This is a genomic window from Streptomyces pseudovenezuelae (assembly GCF_001513955.1).
GTDB classification, from domain to species: domain Bacteria; phylum Actinomycetota; class Actinomycetes; order Streptomycetales; family Streptomycetaceae; genus Streptomyces; species Streptomyces pseudovenezuelae.
Genome location: NZ_KQ948152.1, coordinates 268,405 through 284,832, shown reverse-complemented (window position 1 = coordinate 284,832; position 16,428 = coordinate 268,405). Strand labels below are relative to the sequence as shown.

Sequence of the window (16,428 nt, the reverse complement as noted above, 5' to 3'; positions counted from 1 at the left end):
ACCGCTGCTCCCGCATGTGGTGAGGAGGCCCCAGACGATGCGTGCAACCGTGGGCGACCAGCTTGTCCAGCACGGCAGGGTGGTCGGACAGCAGGACAAGGTCGGCGAGATCGTCGAAGTGATGGGTCAGGAGGGCAACCCCCCGTACCGCGTCCGCTTCGAGGACGGGCACGAGGGCGTGTGCTCACCCGGCCCCGACACCGAGATCAGGCACCGGTTCCAGCAGCTGGGCCGGTGATGCGGCGCGGGGGTGCCGCCGGCTCCCGGTAGTGGTCGGCGACCACCCGCGCCATCGCCCCGATGCGGTCGGCGGCGACTTCCTTCGCGGCGAAGAACACATGCCCGCGCACCTGTGCGTGGGCGTGCGCGAGCGTGAGATGCCGGGACAGCTCCGCGGGGTCCTGCCAGGCCGCGGGCTGCGCGGGGTCCCCCGCCTTGTAGAGCGCCTCGCCGAGGTACAGCCTGGTTTTGCTCCCGCGTGCCTGTCGTGCCCACCAGGGCACGAGTTCGGCGTAGTCGGCGGCGGCGAAGCCGATGTTCCAGTAGAGCTGCGGCACGAGGTAGTCGATCCAGCCCTCGCGCACCCACTTGCGGGTGTCCGCGAAGGTGTCGTCGTACGACTGCACACCCGCGCGCGTGTCCGAGCCGAGCGGGTCGGTGGCCGCGTTGCGCCACACCCCGAAGGGGCTGATGCCGAACTGTGCGGTGGGCCGGACGCGCTTGACGCGGGCCGCGGTCTCCAGGACCAGCTTGTCGATGTTGTGCCGCCGCCAGTCGGCCCGGTTGGAGAAGTCGCCGCCGTACGCGTCGTAGGCCGCGTCGTCGTCGAAGGTCTGGCCGGCCACCGGGTACGGGTAGAAGTAGTCGTCGAAGTGGACCGCGTCCACCGGGTACTTGCGCACCGCGTCGAGGATCGCGTCCTGGACGAAGGCGCGGACCTCGGGCAGTCCGGGGTTGTAGTAGAGCTTCCCGCCGTACGGCACCACCCAGTCCGGGTGCCTGCGCGCGGGGTGGGAGGCGACCAGCTTCGTCGGGTCCGTGTGGTTGGCGACCCGGTACGGGTTGAACCAGGCGTGCAGCTGCAGGCCCCGCCGGTGCGCCTCGGCGACGGCGGTGCCGAGCGGGTCCCAGCCCGGGTTCCTGCCCTGGGTCCCGGTGAGGTACTGCGACCAGGGCTCGTAGGGCGAGGGCCACAGGGCGTCGGCGGTGGGCCGTACCTGGAACATCACCGCGTTCAGACGGTCCGCCACCGCCCGGTCGAGGTGGGCGATCAGTTCCGTGCGCTGCTGTGCGGCGGTCAGCCCCGGCTTCGACGGCCAGTCCCGGTTGGACACGGTGGCCAGCCACACGCCCCGCATCTCGCCGGCCGCCCGCTTCCTCGGACGGCCCGGCGCGGCGGCCGCTCCCGAGGCCGTCGTCAGGGTGGACAGCGCGGCCAGCGCGAAGGCCCGGCGCGACAGACGTCCCATGTGCACACTCCCCCTACACCACGGATCCGCTCGGTCACGGATCGTCTCCGCGCCCCAGAATGCCCGAACGATGCCGGACCCAGACGATCGATCATCGATACTTGGGAGTAACGTGCTCGAACGGAGCAGGATCCGGCCACCGCCGGCCTGCCACCAGGTGAAGACCAGCGAAAGGGACGAAGTGACGGACTTCCCGGCCGGAGACATCGCACGTGTCGGAGTCGTGGGCTGCGGCCAGATGGGGGCGGGCATCGCCGAGGTGTGCGCCCGCGCCGGTCTGGACGTGAAGGTCGCCGAGACCACCGGCGAGGCCCTGGAGATCGGCCGTACCCGGCTGTTCAACTCCCTGACCAAGGCCGCCGAACGCGGCAAGATCAGCGCGGACGAGCTGGCGGCCACCCAGGCCCGGCTCTCCTTCACCACCGACCTCGGCGAGTTCGCGGACCGCGATCTGGTCATCGAGGCCGTCGTGGAGAACGAGCAGGTGAAGACCGAGATCTTCCAGGTGCTCGACCAGGTGGTGACCCGCCCGGACGCGATCCTGGCGTCCAACACCTCCTCCATCCCGCTGGTGCGGCTGGCGGTCGCCACCTCGCGGCCCGACCAGGTCGTCGGCATCCACTTCTTCAACCCGGCCCCGGTGCAGAAGCTCGTCGAGCTGATCCCGGCGCTCACCACGTCCGAGGGCACCCTGGCCCGCGCCCAGCAGTTCGCCGAGAAGCTGCTCGGCAAGCACGCGATCCGCGCCCAGGACCGCTCCGGCTTCGTGGTCAACGCGCTGCTGATCCCGTATCTCCTGTCCGCGATCCGGATGTTCGAGTCGGGCATCGCGAGCCGCGAGGACATCGACAACGGCATGGAGCTGGGCTGCGCCCACCCGATGGGCCCGCTGAAGCTCTCGGACCTGATCGGCCTGGACACGGTCGCCTCGGTCGCCTTCTCGATGTACGAGGAGTACAAGGAGCCGCTGTACGCCGCTCCCCCGCTGCTCCAGCGCATGGTCGACGCGGGCCGGCTGGGCCGCAAGTCCGGGTCGGGCTTCTACACCTACGGCTGACCTGCACCCTGTCCGTTCCAGGGTGTTGATGACACAGTGCGACGAACACGGGCCCGGTACTCCTGCGAGTGCCGGGCCCGCCGTATTCACACACCGTGTGCGCGCCGGGCTCGCATATGCCCATCGCACACTCTCCCCACGTGTCCACCAGGCGAGTTGACTCTTCGTGCACATGCAAGGGGTGTGACGACTACGGAAAGGAGCGGACCAGTGACCGCCGAACCGGAGCATCCCGTGGTCCATGGAGAACTCGCAGAGTTACGGCGCCGCCTCGATGTCGCGTACGCACGCGTCGAGGGAGGCCTGGCTCTGCTCAGCCACCGTACGGAGGAGACGGACAAGGAGATCGACGATCTGAGCGCACGGATCATCGCCCTGGAGCACGCCCGCTGGCCGCTCCCCGCGGTCGCGGCGATCACCGCCGTGGGCGCGCTCGTCGTGGCGATCTGGCAGGCACTCGGTCGCTGAGGCCTCGGGACATCAGGGTGGGGAATCAGGGCAAGGCGTCCTGACCGAGCTTCAGATGATGCAACAGGAGTAACGCGGCCGCCATGTTGGCGGCCGGGACCTCCCCACGGGCGACCATGTCGGGAACGAGCTTCAGGGGGACCCATTCCCGGCGGTCCGACTCGAAGTCGTCCACGGGGTGCCCGATGTACTCGCCCTCGTCGGCCCAGTAGATGTGGTGCCGGGCGTCGGTGAGCCCGTTGGAGGGCTCCACGCTCATGAGGTGCTGGAGCGGCCCCGGTCGCCAGCCGGTCTCTTCCTCGAGTTCCCTGGCGGCCGCGACGGCGATGTCCTCGCCGTCCTCGACCACCCCCGCGGCGAGTTCCCAGCCCCAGCTGTCGGTGATGAAGCGGTGGCGCCACAGCAGCAGGACCTCGTTGGCCTCGTTCACCACCGTGGCGACGGCGACGGGCCGCAGCCGTATCAGGAAGTGGTCGAGATGCCGGCCGTCCGGCAGCTCGACATCGGCGAGATTGACGCTGAACCAGCGGTTTTCATACACAGTTTGTTCGTTCTGTTTCGTCCACTGCACGGTTCTGCCACCTTCCGTCGAGTAAGTGGCAATATCGCAGCAGGGACTGTGGGGTGTCGGCGTCCGTGTGCCGGCCTACAGGGGCACGCGCAGTGCGCCGTCGATCAGTTCGGCCGCGGCGGACGTGCCCGCGCAGCCACTCCGGACCAGGTGTTCGCGCACAGCTCTGAGCCTGTCGCGCAGGCGCTGGGACTCCATTCCCCGGGCCTGTTCCGCCATCTGCACGGCGGTGGCCACCGCTTTGTCCGTGTTCCCCTGGCGCAGTTCGATCGTGCTGAGCATGGCGAGCCGGTGCACCCGGCCCCGGTCATGAGCGGGGTTGTCGACGGCGGCCGCCGCGTGCGCGGCCGCAGCCGCGAGTTCGCCGAGGCTGAGAAGTGCCTCCGCCACCTGGACGTTGACCAGGCCCGGCTGGACATAGCCGGTCTCGTCCGGCTCGTATCCGCGCCGGATGCGTTCGGCGGCCTGCTCGGCCCGCCGGATGCAGGACAGCGCGGTCGTGCCGTCGCCGAGGTGCGCGTACGCCTTGGCCTGCATCGCGTAGAGGTCGCAGGCGAGCGCCGGGGTGATGTGCTTGCCCGCGGCCCGCAGCGCGGCCTCGGCGAAGGCGACGGCCTGGCGGTACTCCCGCATGAACAGGGACTGGTTGACCAGCAGCGCGATGACGTATGCGCCAAGTCCCCGGTCGCCGCTGGCCTTGGCGAGCCTGAGGGCCTGGTGGAAGTAGCGCTGGGCGAGCCCGTGCGCGTCGGAGTCGTAGGCGCAGATCCCGGCCACCGCGACCAGACCGCCGGTGGCGCGGTGCAGTTGACGGCCCGTCTCGTCGGTGTAGCTGCCGCGCAGCAGCGGGGCGGCCTCGGCGTTGAGGAAGCCGACGATCCGGGTGCGGGTCGCTATGCCGCCGGCCTTGCGGTACATCTGCTCGTAGTGGGTGCGGGCCGCGCGGAGCATCTCGATGTCGGCGGGCGTGACGCGGTGCCGGCCGCCGCGGGAGACGTCGACGTCCTCGGGTGGGTTCTCCCACTCCCAGACGGGCATGACCGCGGGTGTGCCGGTGACCGCGGGGGCACCCAGGATGTGCGGGCGCTGCTGTTCGTCGGAGCGCCACAGGGCGGTGGCCCGCTCCACGAAGCCGGACAGGGAGGTGCCGTGCGGGGCGGACGGCTCGCCGGGCACCCCGAGGCCGATGTCGTCGAGGGTGACGGGGCGCTGGAGCCGGCGTGCGAGCACCTCGCAGATCAGGTCGGGCACCTGGCCGCGTGGGCGCTGGCCCTTCAACCACCGTGCCACGGCGGTGTGTTCGTACCTGAGCGCGAGGCCGCGTGCCCTCCCGGCCTGATTCACATGTGCGGCGAGCCCGGCGTGCGAGATCCCGGCTTCGTCGAGGATCGCGTCGAGCAGAGTGTTGGGCTGCATCTGTGCCCCCCGGGTGGCTCGGTGCCGTCAGATTAGTGGGTCCGTCTTCACACGGGGTGTGAACGGAGTGCCCGAATCCGTAGGGTGTGCGCACTGTCGCGGAGAGTTTCCGGCCGGTTGACTGAACTGCCTCGCAAGAGGCCGGCCGGGCCGCCGGCTCCCCCTCGTACAGTGCGGTGGCCTGGCCGTGGGCTTGGCCGGTCAGCGGTGCCTGGTCGGCTGCGGGTGCGTGGTGGCTGGTCGCGCAGTTCCCCGCGCCCCTTGGGTGGGATGCGGTTGACCCTCGTTTCTCAGGACGAGTAAGGCCACGTCGTCCTTCGGTTTGCCGGCCGTGTGGTCCAGCAGCGCCGTGAAGACCCTGCCGAGTACGGCTTGAGGGGGCCTCCCCACAGAGCCACCGAGCGCTTCACGCAGTGAAAAGAACCGGCCGCCGGTGTCCCTGGCGTCCTCCGCGCCGTCCGTGTGCAGGATCAGGGTCTCGCCCGGCAGCAGGTGGCCGCACTGGAGGCCCGATAAGTCGGCGGGCAGGGGAAAGGGTCCCAGGGGCGGCATCGGGTCTGCGCAGGAAAGGGGCTCGACGACCGAGCCGCTGAGCAAGTACGGCCACGGGTGACCGCAGTTCAGGGCCCTGAGCTCGCCGTCCCGCCCGATCTCCAGCATCAGCACGGTCACGAAGTCCTCCGCGGCGGTGCCGTCCCGCTCGGCGCGGTCGCGGAGGTGGCGGGCGAGTGCCCGGTCCAGTCTGCGGAGCACTCCGCCGAGGTCGGGTTCGTCGTGGACGGCCTCGCGGAAGCTGCCGAGGACCGCGGCCGCCGTACCGATGGCGGCGAGGCCGTGGCCGCGGACGTCGCCCATGATGACCCGTACGCCGTGTTCCGTGGCGACGACCTCGTACAGGTCGCCCCCGATGGTGGCGCCCCGGTCGGCGGACAGCTGGGCGGCGGCGACGGTGAGGCCGTCGATGCGCGGGGGCAGCGGCCGCAGCAGCGCGCTCTGGGCGGCACCCGCGATCTGCCGGGCCTGTCGCAGTTCGCGGAGCAGGGCGCGCCGGACATGGACGATCAGCCCGGTGCCCACGGCGAAGAACACGGCGCTGGTGGCGACCCGCGCGCCCAGGCCGTTCTGCTGCGCGAGCGGGCAGGTCAGCTTGTACGTGACCGCGACGGCACCCCACATGGTGGGGAGTCCCATCGAGAGCACACGGCGCAGCGACCCCGCCCGGGGAACCGCAGCCTTGATGCACATCATGCCGATGGCCCCCCAAATAGGCCCTGCACACGCAATCGGACCGGCCTCGAAAGGCCGGTCCGATTCTGTCGAGCGTGTGGACCAAAAGGACCAGATCACCGGGAGAACTCACTCAATCGAGTGAGGTGACCAGATATGGGGGTGTGTGGGCGCAGCCCCACATCCCCAGGGGCGCGGGGAACTGCGCGACCAGCCACGACGGCGCCGCGGCCGGCCACCGGCAGAAACCCCCACGGCGCTCAACCGCGCAGCACCGCTCCGGTCCGCTCCCCCGCCAGAGCAACCGCCGCGTCCCGAGCCGCGGACGCCTCGTCCACGGTCAGCGTCCGGTCACCCGCGCGGAAGCGCAGCGCGTACGCCAGCGACTTCCGCCCGTCACCCAGCTGCTCCTCGTTCTCGTACACGTCGAACAGCCGGATCGCCTCCAGGAGTTCGCCCGCACCCTCACGCAGCGCGGCCTCGACCTCGGCGTGCGGCACGAACTTGTCGACGACCAGGGCGACATCCTGCGTGGCCACCGGGAACGTGGAGATGCCCGGCGCCTGCGGGGTGTCGTCGCCGGCCGCCTCCAGGGCGTCCAGGTCCAGCTCCATCGCACAGGTGCGCGGGGGCAGCCCGAACGCCTTCACGACCCGCGGGTGCAGCTCACCGGCGTGCCCGACCACGGTGTCGCCGACGACGAACTCGGCGCACCGGCCCGGGTGCCACGGCCCGTACTGTCCCCCGCGGACGACCAGTTCGACCCCGGCCTCACGCGCGACCAGGCGACCGGCCTCGACCGCGTCGGCCCAGTCGGCGGGACGGCCCTTGCCCCACCAGCCGGCCTGTTCGCGGGCTCCGGCGAGCACCGCGGCCACGTGCCGCGGCTGCTCCGGCAGCGCGGCGTCCAGCTCGGCGATCTCCTCGTCCGTGGGACGCCGGTCGACCGGCAGCACCGCGGCGACCCGCTGCTCCGAGCGCGGCAGGAAGACCAGCCCGGTCTCGAACAGCGCCAGGTCGTGCGACCCGCGTCCGTCGTTGCGCCGCAGCGCGCCGAGCAGCCCCGGCAGCAGCGAGGTCCGCAGCGCGGGCTCCTCGTCGTTGAGCGGGTTGGTCAGCCGGACGACCCGGCGGGCCGGGTCATCGGCCTCCAGGCCGAGCTGGTCGAAGACCTGCTCGCTCACGAAGGGGTAGTTCGGCGCCTCGACGTACCCGGCACCGGCCAGCACCCGGCCGGCCCGGCGGTGCAGCCGCTGCCGGTGGGTCAGGCCACGCCCGGCCGGCGGCCTGGGCAGCGTGGAGGGCAGGTTCTCGTAGCCCTCAAGACGGATGACCTCTTCGGCCAGGTCGTTGATCTCCTGGAGGTCGGGACGCCAGGACGGCACGGTGACGATCAGCTCGTCCTGCCCGTACACGTCGCAGCCGACCTCCTGGAGACGCCGTACGACGGTCTCGCGGCCGTAGGTGACACCCGCGACCTTGTCCGGGTGGTCCGCCGGGACGCTGATGGTGTGCGGGGCCGACGGGGCGACGACCTCGGTGACCCCGGCCTCGGCGGTGCCGCCCGCGAGCAGCACCAGCAGGTCGACCGTGCGCTGCGCGGCAGCGGCGGCGGCCTGCGGGTCGACACCGCGCTCGAAGCGCCGGGACGCCTCGGAGGACAGCTTGTGGCGGCGGGCCGTACGCGCGATGGAGACCGCGTCGAAGTGGGCCGCCTCGATGACGACGTCCGTCGTGCCTTCGGCCTCGGCGTGGTCGGCGATCTCGGTGTCGGCGCCGCCCATCACACCGGCGAGGCCGATCGGGCCGCGCTCGTCCGTGATGACCAGATCCTCGGCGTGCAGCTTCCGCTCGACGCCGTCGAGGGTCCTGATCCGCTCGCCCTCCTCGGCCCGGCGCACCCCGATGATGCCCTGGACCAAGGAGCGGTCGTAGGCGTGCAGCGGCTGGCCGAGCTCCATCATCACGTAGTTGGTGACGTCGACGGCGAGCGAGATCGGGCGCATGCCGACCTTCTGGAGCCGGCGCTGGAGCCAGAGCGGGGAGCGGGCCTCCGGGCTCAGACCGGTGACGGTGCGCGCGGTGAAGCGGTCGCAGCCGAGCGGGTCGGAGACCTGGACCGGGTAGCCGTAGGCGTTCGGGCCGGGCACGTCGAGCAGCGCGGGGTCGCTCAGCGGAAGGCCGTAGGCGATCGCGGCCTCGCGGGCCACGCCCCGGATGGACAGACAGTCGCCGCGGTTGGCGGTGACGGCGATGTCAAGGACCTCGTCGACCAGCTCCAGGAGCTCGATGGCGTCCTTGCCGACCTCGGTCTCCGGCGGCAGCACGATGATGCCGTGGCTGCCGTCGTCGCCCATCCCCAGCTCGTCGCCGGAGCAGATCATGCCGTGGGAGGTCTTGCCGTAGGTCTTGCGCGCGGAGATGGAGAACCCGCCGGGCAGCGTGGCACCCGGGAGCACGACCACGACCTTGTCGCCGACGGCGAAGTTCCGGGCGCCGCAGACGATCTCCTGGGGCTCGCCGGTGCCGTTGGCCTGGCCGACGTCCACCGTGCAGAAGCGGATCGGCTTCTTGAAGCCCTCCAGCTCCTCGATGGTCAGCACCTGGCCGACGACCAGGGGGCCCTTGAGGTCGGCGCCGAGGTGCTCGACGGTCTCGACCTCAAGGCCCGCGGAAACGAGCTTGGCCTGGACGTCACGGCCGGTTTCGGTCGCCGGCAGGTCGACGTACTCCCGCAGCCAAGAAAGCGGGACCCGCATCAGATCTCCATCCCGAACGGCCGGGTGAACCGGACGTCACCCTCGACCATGTCTCGCATGTCCTCGACGTTGTGGCGGAACATCAGCATCCGCTCGATGCCGAACCCGAAGGCGAAGCCGCTGTACTTCTGCGGGTCCACGCCACAGGCGGTCAGCACCTTGGGGTTGACCATCCCGCAGCCGCCCAGCTCGATCCAGCCCTCGGAGGAGCAGGTGCGGCAGGGGCGGTCGGGGTTGCCGACGGACTCGCCGCGGCAGACGTAGCACACCATGTCCATCTCGGCGGACGGCTCGGTGAAGGGGAAGAAGTTCGGGCGCAGCCGGGTCTTCATGCCCTCGCCGAACAGGGCCTGGACCATGTGGTCCATGGTGCCCTTGAGGTCGGCCATGGTCAGGCCCTCGTCGACGGCCAGCAGCTCGACCTGGCGGAAGACCGGGGTGTGCGTGGCGTCCAGCTCGTCGGTGCGGTAGACGACACCGGGGCAGATCACGTAGACCGGCAGCTCACGGCTGAGCAGCGAGCGGATCTGCACGGGCGAGGTGTGGGTGCGCAGCACGACTCCGGACTCGGTGCCGCCCTCGGGGCCCTCGACGAAGAAGGTGTCCTGCTCACCGCGGGCCGGGTGGTCCGGGCCGATGTTGAGCGCGTCGAAGTTGAACCACTCGGCCTCGACCTGCGGGCCCTCCGCGACCTCGTAGCCCATGGCCACGAAGACGTCCTCGATGCGCTCGGAGAGCGTGGTGAGCGGGTGGCGGGCGCCGGCCGGTACGCGGTCGTACGGCAGGGTGACGTCCACCGCCTCCTCGACCAGCACGCGCTGGTCGCGCTCGGCCTCCAGTTCGGCCTGCCGGCCGGCGAGGGCCTTGTTCACCGCGCCCCGGGCCTGGCCGACGAGCTTGCCGGCGGCGGCCTTGGCGTGCGGGGGCAGGGCGCCGATCTCGCGGTTGGCGAGGGCCAGCGGGGAGGCGCCCCCGGTGTGGGCGACCTTGGCCTCCTGGAGCGCTTCGAGGGAGTCCGCTGCGGCGAAGGCGGCGAGCGCCTCTTCCCGCATGCGCTCGATCTCTTCCGGTTTCAGGGCCTCGACCTCTACAGGGTCGTACGACTTGTTCGGTGCCGACATCTCTTCCCGTGCTTCCGATTGGCTGGCTGAAGGTCCCCGTCACCGACTCACTCAGAGGTCAGAGGGCCGTCCATGGGACACATGGGTGCCAAAGGCCGAGTCTAACGGGGTGGGGGTGTACGGATGCGCCCGCGGGCACTCAGCTCAGATAGGCCGGAGCGCTCACGGGCAACGTAAATCGGAACTCGGCGCCGCCCTGGGGGCCGCGGCCGACCGTGATGGTGCCGCCGTGGGCCTCGACGATGCCCTTGACGATGTAGAGCCCGAGGCCGGTGCCACCGCGCTTGCTGCCCCGCCAGAAGCGGGTGAAGACGCGGTTCATGGACTCCTCCGGGATGCCGGGACCCTCGTCGCTCACCGTGACCGACGTGCCGGTGTCCTCGTCCTCGCGGGGGGACGCCGTGGGCGTGATGGCAATGGTGACGGTTCCCTCGCCGTGCCGCACCGCATTTTCGAGCAGGTTGCTGAGCACCTGGTCGATCTTGTCGGGGTCGGCCCACAGCATGGGCAGCGGCTGCTCCAGGCGCAGCAGGAACCGGTCGGCGGCGAGGCCCGCGGCGACGTAGGCCTGGATGTGGCGTCCGACGGCGGCGCCGATGTCGACGGGCTGACGCCTGACCTCCAGGCGCCCGGAGTCGATGCGGGAGATGTCGAGCAGCTCGGCGATGAGCCGGGTGACCCGGTCGGCGTCCGCGTCGACGGTCTCCAGCATCAGGCGCTTCTGGTCGTCGGTGAACCTCTCCCACTTGGCGAGCAGGGTCGCGGTGAAGCCCTTGACGGAGGTGAGCGGGGAGCGCAGTTCGTGGGCGACGGTGGCGATCAGCTCGGCGTGGCTGCGCTCGGTGCGGCGGCGGGCCTCGGTGTCGCGCAGGCCGACCACGACCCGGTGGACGGGTCCGGTGGGCTCGGTGCGCACGTACTGCGCGGAGACCAGGACCTCACGGCCGCCCGGCAGCAGCAGATTCCGCTCGGGCTGTCGCCTGCGGATCGCGAGCCCGCCGTAGGGATCGGTCAGCTGCCACCAGCGCCGCCCCTCCAGATCCTCTAACGGAAGGGCCTTCTCCAGCCGCTGTCCGAGGGCGTCCTCGGCGGGCAGGGCGGTGATCCGGGCCGCGGCGGCGTTGAAGCAGATCACACGGCCCTGCTCGTCCGCGACGACGAGGCCGTCGGGCAGCTGGTCGGGATCGATGCCGAGCTCGGCGAGACCACCGGCACAGGCCTCGGACACGCCTTGCGTGCTCCTCGTGCCGACACTCATCCCCGTACCCCACCTCTCAGGCGTCTGAGGGGCCCCCGAGCTGGTCACCCTACTGGTTGTCGGTGACGGAGCGGCACCCTCCGGGGGCGCGCTGTGCACGGGCTGACGCATAGAGACATACGGCGGCCGCGGTGGCGAGGTTCAGGCTCTCGGCTTTCCCGTGGATCGGGACGCGCACCACGGCGTCCGCGAGTGCGCGGGTCTCCTCCGGGAGCCCCCAGGCCTCGTTGCCGAACACCCAGGCGGTCGGCCCGCCCATGGTGCCCCGGTCGAGCTCGGCGTCGAGGTCGTCGGTGCCGGCCCCGTCGGCGGCGAGAATCCGCACCCCGGCCCGCCTGAGCCCCTCCACGGCGTCCTCCACGGGCACGCCGACGGCGACGGGCAGATGGAACAGGGAGCCCACGGAGGCCCGTACGGCCTTGGGGTTGTAGAGATCGACGGAGGCGTCGGTCAGGACGACGGCCTCGGCGCCGGCCGCGTCGGCGCACCGCAGGACGGTGCCGGCGTTCCCCGGGTCGCGCACGTTCGCGAGCACGGCGACGAGCCGGGGGCGGGCGGCGAGGATCTCCTCGAAGGGGGTGTCGAGGAACCGGCAGATCCCGACGAGCCCCTGTGGGGTGACGGTCGTCGAGATGTCGGCGATGACGTCCTCGGAGGCGAGGTGCACCCGGGCGCCGACAACCCGGGCCTCCCCGACGATGTCGGCGTACCGCTCCGCGGCCTCGACGGTGGCGAACAGCTCCACCAGACCGTGTCCGGCGGCCTCCCGCACGGCCTGCGGCCCCTCGGCCAGGAACAGCCGCTCCTTCCCCCGGAAGTTCCGCTTCGCGAGCCGCCGGGCGGCGGAGACACGGGGGGAACGGGGGGAGATCAACTCGGGGGTGACCGGGGACATGCTCTTCACCTTCGGAAGTCTTCGGGAAACAGCGGACCCGCAGGCTTCACAGCCTGCGGGTCCACACCGTCACGTCGGCCTAGAGCCGGCGCGGCGTCACGCGGCCTTGGGGGCGTTCACGTCCGCCGGCAGCGCCTTCTGGGCGACCTCGACGAGCGCCGCGAAGGCGGTCGCGTCGTTGACGGCCAGCTCGGCCAGGATCTTGCGGTCGACCTCGATGTTCGCGGCCTTCAGACCCTGGATGAAGCGGTTGTACGTGATGCCGTTGGCGCGGGCAGCGGCGTTGATGCGCTGGATCCACAGCTGACGGAAGTCGCCCTTGCGCTTCTTGCGGTCGTTGTAGTTGTAGACCAGCGAGTGGGTGACCTGCTCCTTGGCCTTGCGGTACAGGCGCGAACGCTGACCGCGGTAGCCGGAGGCCGCCTCGAGGATCGCCCGGCGCTTCTTGTGGGCGTTGACTGCCCGCTTGACGCGTGCCACTTGTTAACTCCTTGTAGCGGGGCCGTGGTTGGACTCACACGGCCCGGTATCGATGGGGTCCCGGTCCAGACGTACGGCGCTCGGGGAGAGCGCCGCGTACGTCACTTGCCGAGAAGCTTCTTGATCTTCGCGGCGTCGCCCGGGGCCATCTCGGCGTTGCCGGTGAGGCGACGCGTCACGCGGGACGACTTGTGCTCGAGCAGGTGGCGCTTGCCGGCGCGCTCACGGAGCACCTTGCCGGAGCCGGTGATCTTGAAGCGCTTGCTGGCACCGCTGTGCGACTTGTTCTTCGGCATAGCGCCGTTCTCTCCTCGTCGGTGGCGCTCCGGTGCCCGGTCCTGAAACCGGGCACTGTGAGCGTCGCTCTTGTATCGGTTGGGTCCTGGGGACTCGCGTCCCCCGGGGTCACGCCTCGGCGGGAGCCTCTGCCGGGGTCTCGACCTGGGCCTCGACCTCGGCCTCGGACTCGTCCTCGACGTAGTCGGACTCCGCGGCGTTCTGCGACTTGCCGGGGTTGGCCTTCGCGTCTGCCTTGCGGGCTTCCTGCGCCTGGCGGGCCTCGGCCATCGCCTCGGTCTTCTTCTTGTGCGGACCGAGAACCATGATCATGTTTCGGCCGTCCTGCTTCGGGTTCGACTCCACGAACCCGAGGTCGGCCACGTCCTCCGCGAGCCGCTGCAGCAGTCGGTAGCCGAGTTCCGGCCGAGACTGCTCGCGACCACGGAACATGATCGTGATCTTGACCTTGTCGCCCTGCTTGAGGAACCGGACGACGTGACCCTTCTTGGTGTCATAGTCGTGCGGGTCGATCTTCGGCCGGAGCTTCATCTCCTTGATGACCGTGTGCGCCTGGTTCTTGCGCGCCTCACGGGCCTTCATGGCCGACTCGTACTTGAACTTCCCGTAGTCCATGAGCTTGCACACAGGCGGACGGGCGGTTGCCGCCACCTCGACCAGGTCCAGGTCGTACTCCTGCGCAAGCTCCAGTGCCTTGGCCAGGGGGACGATGCCCACCTGCTCGCCACTGGGACCGACAAGTCGCACCTCTGGAACGCGAATCCGGTCGTTGATGCGGGGCTCGGCGCTGATGGATCCTCCTCGGTTAGCACCACACGGCAATCTGGCGGACCGCCGCGTACGTCATTTTCGTCAGACCTAACCGCGCCGAAGCACAAAAAATGCCCCGGACGATCACAGACGGGGCTCCAAACACTGCCGGAGCACCGCCGCGATGCCGCGGGGCGCGCTTTCGGGCGACTCCATCGTCCGTACGGAACGATGGCGGCCGCCTGACCGGGGTGACCCGCCGTCCCGGAGGGCGGTCGGGTGGGAGATCGGAGCCTCCACTTGTGGGCCGGTCACACTTACACACAGGTGTGTCCGGCCGGTCGTCACACAAGGTTAGCAGCAACCCGGGGGTGGTGCGAACCGGCGGGCGCCGGGCCCTATCGTGTGGGACATGAGTGACACCCCTCCCGCGTCCCCTGACTCCCCCGGCTTCGACGAGATGACCCGCGACATCGCCGAGGTCCCCGCCGTCGAGGTGATCGTGACGGTCGCCGTCAACCTGATGAGCGCCGCCGCCGTGAAGCTCGGTCTGACCGAGGAGGGCGACAAGTACAAGGACCTGGACGAGGCCCGCAAGCTGATCCACGCCCTCGCCGGTCTGCTGGACGGCAGCGCGACGGAGATCAGCTCCTTCCACGCGGCCCCGCTGCGGGACGGCCTGAAGTCCCTCCAGCTGGCCTTCCGCGAGGCGTCCCTGGTCCCGGACGAGCCGGGCCAGGGCCCCGGCGAGAAGTACACCGGGCCGGTCTACGGCTAGTTCATCCCCGTACGTACAAGGGCTCGCCCGGCGGCGTGGCCCCGGCCGGCAGGACTGCCAGGTCGAGGCCGCGCACCAGGCGGGCCCTCAGTGTCTCGTCGGCGGCCAGGCGCTCGGCGACGGCCCGTGCGGCGTCCGCGGGCGTCGCGGACGGCTCCAGCACCAGGGCCAGGGTGCCGTCGGCCTGCCCCGGCCCCAGGTGGGCGCGGAGCACGGCGGACTCGGCGGCCACGGCGTCCCGTACCGCCCCGATCACGGCGGGGTCGGCCAGCGGGTCGGCGTTCACACGGCCCTCGGCGAGCGCGAGCAGCGCGGGACCGGTCAGCTCGAAGGGCACCGGGCCCGCCAGGTCCAGTACGACCGTGTCGGCCTTCTCGTGCGCGGCGGCCTGCAGCGCCTGGTGCAGGGGTACGGCGACGGGGCGGGCCTCGGGGTCCCAGCGGGCCAGCGAGTCGGTGCAGGTGAAGGCCGGCAGGGCGGTCCGGGCTCCGGCCCTGAGGGTGGGGACGGCCATGTCGCTGGTCTTCTCGCGGCGCAGCCCGTTCTCGTCCTCCTCGACCTCGCCGAGGACGGCCACCACGGGGACGAGCAGCCGGGCGCCCTTGAGCGCTTCCAGGACGGGGCCCACGGCGGCGCGGTCCTCGGCCCAGGCCGCGAGCGCCGCGCTCAGCCGGGGATCGGCGGAGCCGTCGTCGTCGGAGAAGCCGGGGTCGGGAATGTTCTTGTTCGCCACGGTCACCGACCCTATAGGGGGCTTGCTGTTGCGGTTGTGCGGGCCCGGAAACGTGCCCGTGACCGCTTTCACGGGTTTCTCAGAGTTCGCTGACACACCTCTAACGTCCGTCTAACGGTCCGCACAGTCGGCGGCCCGAGCATCGGCGCCATGGAGTCCTCCAGAGCCGCCAGACGCCGTGCCCGCAGGGTCCCCCGACGGTCGTTGACGTACACCGCGCTGGCCTGCGTGGCCGTCGTCGGTGCCACGGCCGGCGGGACGGTGTACGTGAAGGCGCAGGCGCACACCGGGAGCGGCGCCGTATCGTCGGCGGCGACGCCGTCGGTCTCGCCCTCGACGGCGACCACGACGCAGGAGGCGGCGGTGGCGGAGTCCGTGGTGGATCTCGACGAGAAGCTGGCCGACGCCATGACGTCGGTGCGGGTGACGGGCGCGCAGAAGGTCTCGGCGGCGGTGCTCGACCTGGAGTCGGGCGACAGCGCGGTCCACGGCGACGGCGCCTTCGACACGGCGAGCATCGTGAAGGTCGACATCCTGGCGGCGCTGCTGCTCCGGCACCAAGAGGCGGGCACCCGGTTGAGCGCGCGTGAGAAGGCGTACGCGACGACGATGATCGAGAACAGCGACAACGCCTCGGCGTCGGCGCTGTGGGACACCATCGGGAAGGCCGCGGGACTCGACGCCGCCAACAGGACGTTCGGGCTGACCGGTACGGCGGGCGGCGACGGGGCGTTGTGGGGGCTGACCCGGACCACGGCCTCGGACCAGCTCACCCTGCTCCAGCAGGTGTTCGGGGACGACTCGAAGCTGAGCGAGGCCTCGCGGTCGTATCTCCAGGATCTGATGGGTCAGATCGAGGCCGACCAGCGGTGGGGCGTGTCGGCGGCGGCCGACGGGTCCGGCTGGGCGCTGAAGAACGGGTGGCTGCCGCGCAGTACGACCGGGCTGTGGGACGTCAACAGCATCGGGCGGGTGTCGGTGGCCGGCCACGGCTATCTGGTGGCCGTGCTGTCGAACGGCAACTCCACGCAGGCGCAAGGCATTTCGCTGGTGGAGTCGGCGGCTAAGGCGGCGGTGTCGGTGTTCACGGGCGAGGACGCGTCCGCGTCGGCTTCGGCGAGCGCCACGAGTGCGGCGGCTCACTGAGAG

The 16,428-nt window shown here is 70.9% G+C and carries 16 protein-coding genes and 1 pseudogene; 5 read left to right on the top strand and 12 right to left on the bottom strand.

Annotated features, from left to right (window positions below; genetic code table 11):
- Positions 1–37 precede the first annotated feature (37 nt).
- Positions 38–238 carry a DUF1918 domain-containing protein gene (locus AQI94_RS35605; protein WP_031056212.1) on the top strand — a complete coding sequence of 67 codons (201 nt, stop codon included), beginning with the start codon at positions 38–40 and terminating at the stop codon, positions 236–238.
- Here the strand turns inward: AQI94_RS35605 and AQI94_RS35600 are convergent.
- Positions 207–1,469 (bottom strand): glycoside hydrolase family 10 protein, encoded by a 1,263-nt coding sequence (locus tag AQI94_RS35600; RefSeq protein ID WP_031056215.1) that lies wholly within the window; start codon positions 1,467–1,469, stop codon positions 207–209. The genes AQI94_RS35605 and AQI94_RS35600 overlap by 32 nt on opposite strands.
- Positions 1,470–1,650: 181 nt before the next feature.
- Here AQI94_RS35600 and AQI94_RS35595 point away from each other — a divergent pair, with 181 nt between their 5' ends.
- Together AQI94_RS35595 and AQI94_RS35590 are read left to right on the top strand one after the other, a co-directional pair.
- A complete protein-coding gene (locus AQI94_RS35595; protein ID WP_031056216.1) occupies positions 1,651–2,526 on the top strand; it encodes a 3-hydroxybutyryl-CoA dehydrogenase in 876 nt (291 codons plus the stop codon).
- Between the two features lie 210 nt (positions 2,527–2,736).
- Positions 2,737–2,994, top strand: a complete 258-nt coding sequence (locus tag AQI94_RS35590) for a hypothetical protein (RefSeq protein WP_031056219.1) — start codon at positions 2,737–2,739, stop codon at positions 2,992–2,994.
- Between the two features lie 25 nt (positions 2,995–3,019).
- On the opposite strand, the gene AQI94_RS35585 is transcribed toward AQI94_RS35590, so the two are convergent.
- The 10 genes and pseudogenes from AQI94_RS35585 to infC form a co-directional block, all read right to left on the bottom strand.
- Complete coding sequence (locus AQI94_RS35585; RefSeq protein ID WP_031056220.1) at positions 3,020–3,565, bottom strand: NUDIX hydrolase; 546 nt, start codon at positions 3,563–3,565, stop codon at positions 3,020–3,022.
- 75 nt (positions 3,566–3,640) lie between these two features.
- A complete protein-coding gene (locus AQI94_RS35580; protein WP_031056221.1) occupies positions 3,641–4,981 on the bottom strand; it encodes a hypothetical protein in 1,341 nt (446 codons plus the stop codon).
- A 201-nt stretch (positions 4,982–5,182) separates the two neighbouring features.
- A complete protein-coding gene (locus AQI94_RS35575) occupies positions 5,183–6,229 on the bottom strand; it encodes a PP2C family protein-serine/threonine phosphatase (RefSeq protein WP_062230123.1) in 1,047 nt (348 codons plus the stop codon).
- A 239-nt stretch (positions 6,230–6,468) separates the two neighbouring features.
- Positions 6,469–8,967, bottom strand: coding sequence for a phenylalanine--tRNA ligase subunit beta (pheT, locus tag AQI94_RS35570; RefSeq protein WP_031060618.1), 2,499 nt, complete (start codon positions 8,965–8,967; stop codon positions 6,469–6,471).
- Positions 8,967–10,088, bottom strand: coding sequence for a phenylalanine--tRNA ligase subunit alpha (gene pheS, locus AQI94_RS35565; protein ID WP_031060616.1), 1,122 nt, complete (start codon positions 10,086–10,088; stop codon positions 8,967–8,969). Before pheS ends, pheT begins: the two co-directional genes overlap by 1 nt.
- A 139-nt stretch (positions 10,089–10,227) precedes the next feature.
- On the bottom strand, positions 10,228–11,346 hold the full coding sequence (locus tag AQI94_RS35560) for a sensor histidine kinase (RefSeq protein ID WP_031060613.1): 1,119 nt from the start codon (positions 11,344–11,346) through the stop codon (positions 10,228–10,230).
- A gap of 49 nt (positions 11,347–11,395) precedes the next feature.
- Positions 11,396–12,241, bottom strand: coding sequence for a TrmH family RNA methyltransferase (locus AQI94_RS35555; RefSeq protein ID WP_031060610.1), 846 nt, complete (start codon positions 12,239–12,241; stop codon positions 11,396–11,398).
- A 96-nt stretch (positions 12,242–12,337) separates the two neighbouring features.
- On the bottom strand, positions 12,338–12,721 hold the full coding sequence (gene rplT / locus AQI94_RS35550) for a 50S ribosomal protein L20 (protein ID WP_007380809.1): 384 nt from the start codon (positions 12,719–12,721) through the stop codon (positions 12,338–12,340).
- Between the two features lie 101 nt (positions 12,722–12,822).
- Positions 12,823–13,017, bottom strand: coding sequence for a 50S ribosomal protein L35 (gene rpmI, locus AQI94_RS35545; protein WP_003977225.1), 195 nt, complete (start codon positions 13,015–13,017; stop codon positions 12,823–12,825).
- 109 nt (positions 13,018–13,126) lie between these two features.
- Positions 13,127–13,835 (bottom strand): annotated as a pseudogene (gene infC / locus AQI94_RS35540) (translation initiation factor IF-3).
- 345 nt (positions 13,836–14,180) lie between these two features.
- On the opposite strand from infC, the gene AQI94_RS35535 reads away from it, so the two are divergent.
- A complete protein-coding gene (locus AQI94_RS35535; RefSeq protein WP_031060604.1) occupies positions 14,181–14,546 on the top strand; it encodes a DUF1844 domain-containing protein in 366 nt (121 codons plus the stop codon).
- 1 nt (position 14,547) lies between these two features.
- On the opposite strand, the gene AQI94_RS35530 is transcribed toward AQI94_RS35535, so the two are convergent.
- Positions 14,548–15,279 (bottom strand): SseB family protein, encoded by a 732-nt coding sequence (locus AQI94_RS35530; RefSeq protein WP_031060602.1) that lies wholly within the window; start codon positions 15,277–15,279, stop codon positions 14,548–14,550.
- A 150-nt stretch (positions 15,280–15,429) separates the two neighbouring features.
- Between AQI94_RS35530 and AQI94_RS35525 the strand changes: the two genes are divergently transcribed.
- Complete coding sequence (locus AQI94_RS35525) at positions 15,430–16,425, top strand: serine hydrolase (protein WP_031060600.1); 996 nt, start codon at positions 15,430–15,432, stop codon at positions 16,423–16,425.
- The last annotated feature ends 3 nt before the right edge of the window (positions 16,426–16,428 follow it).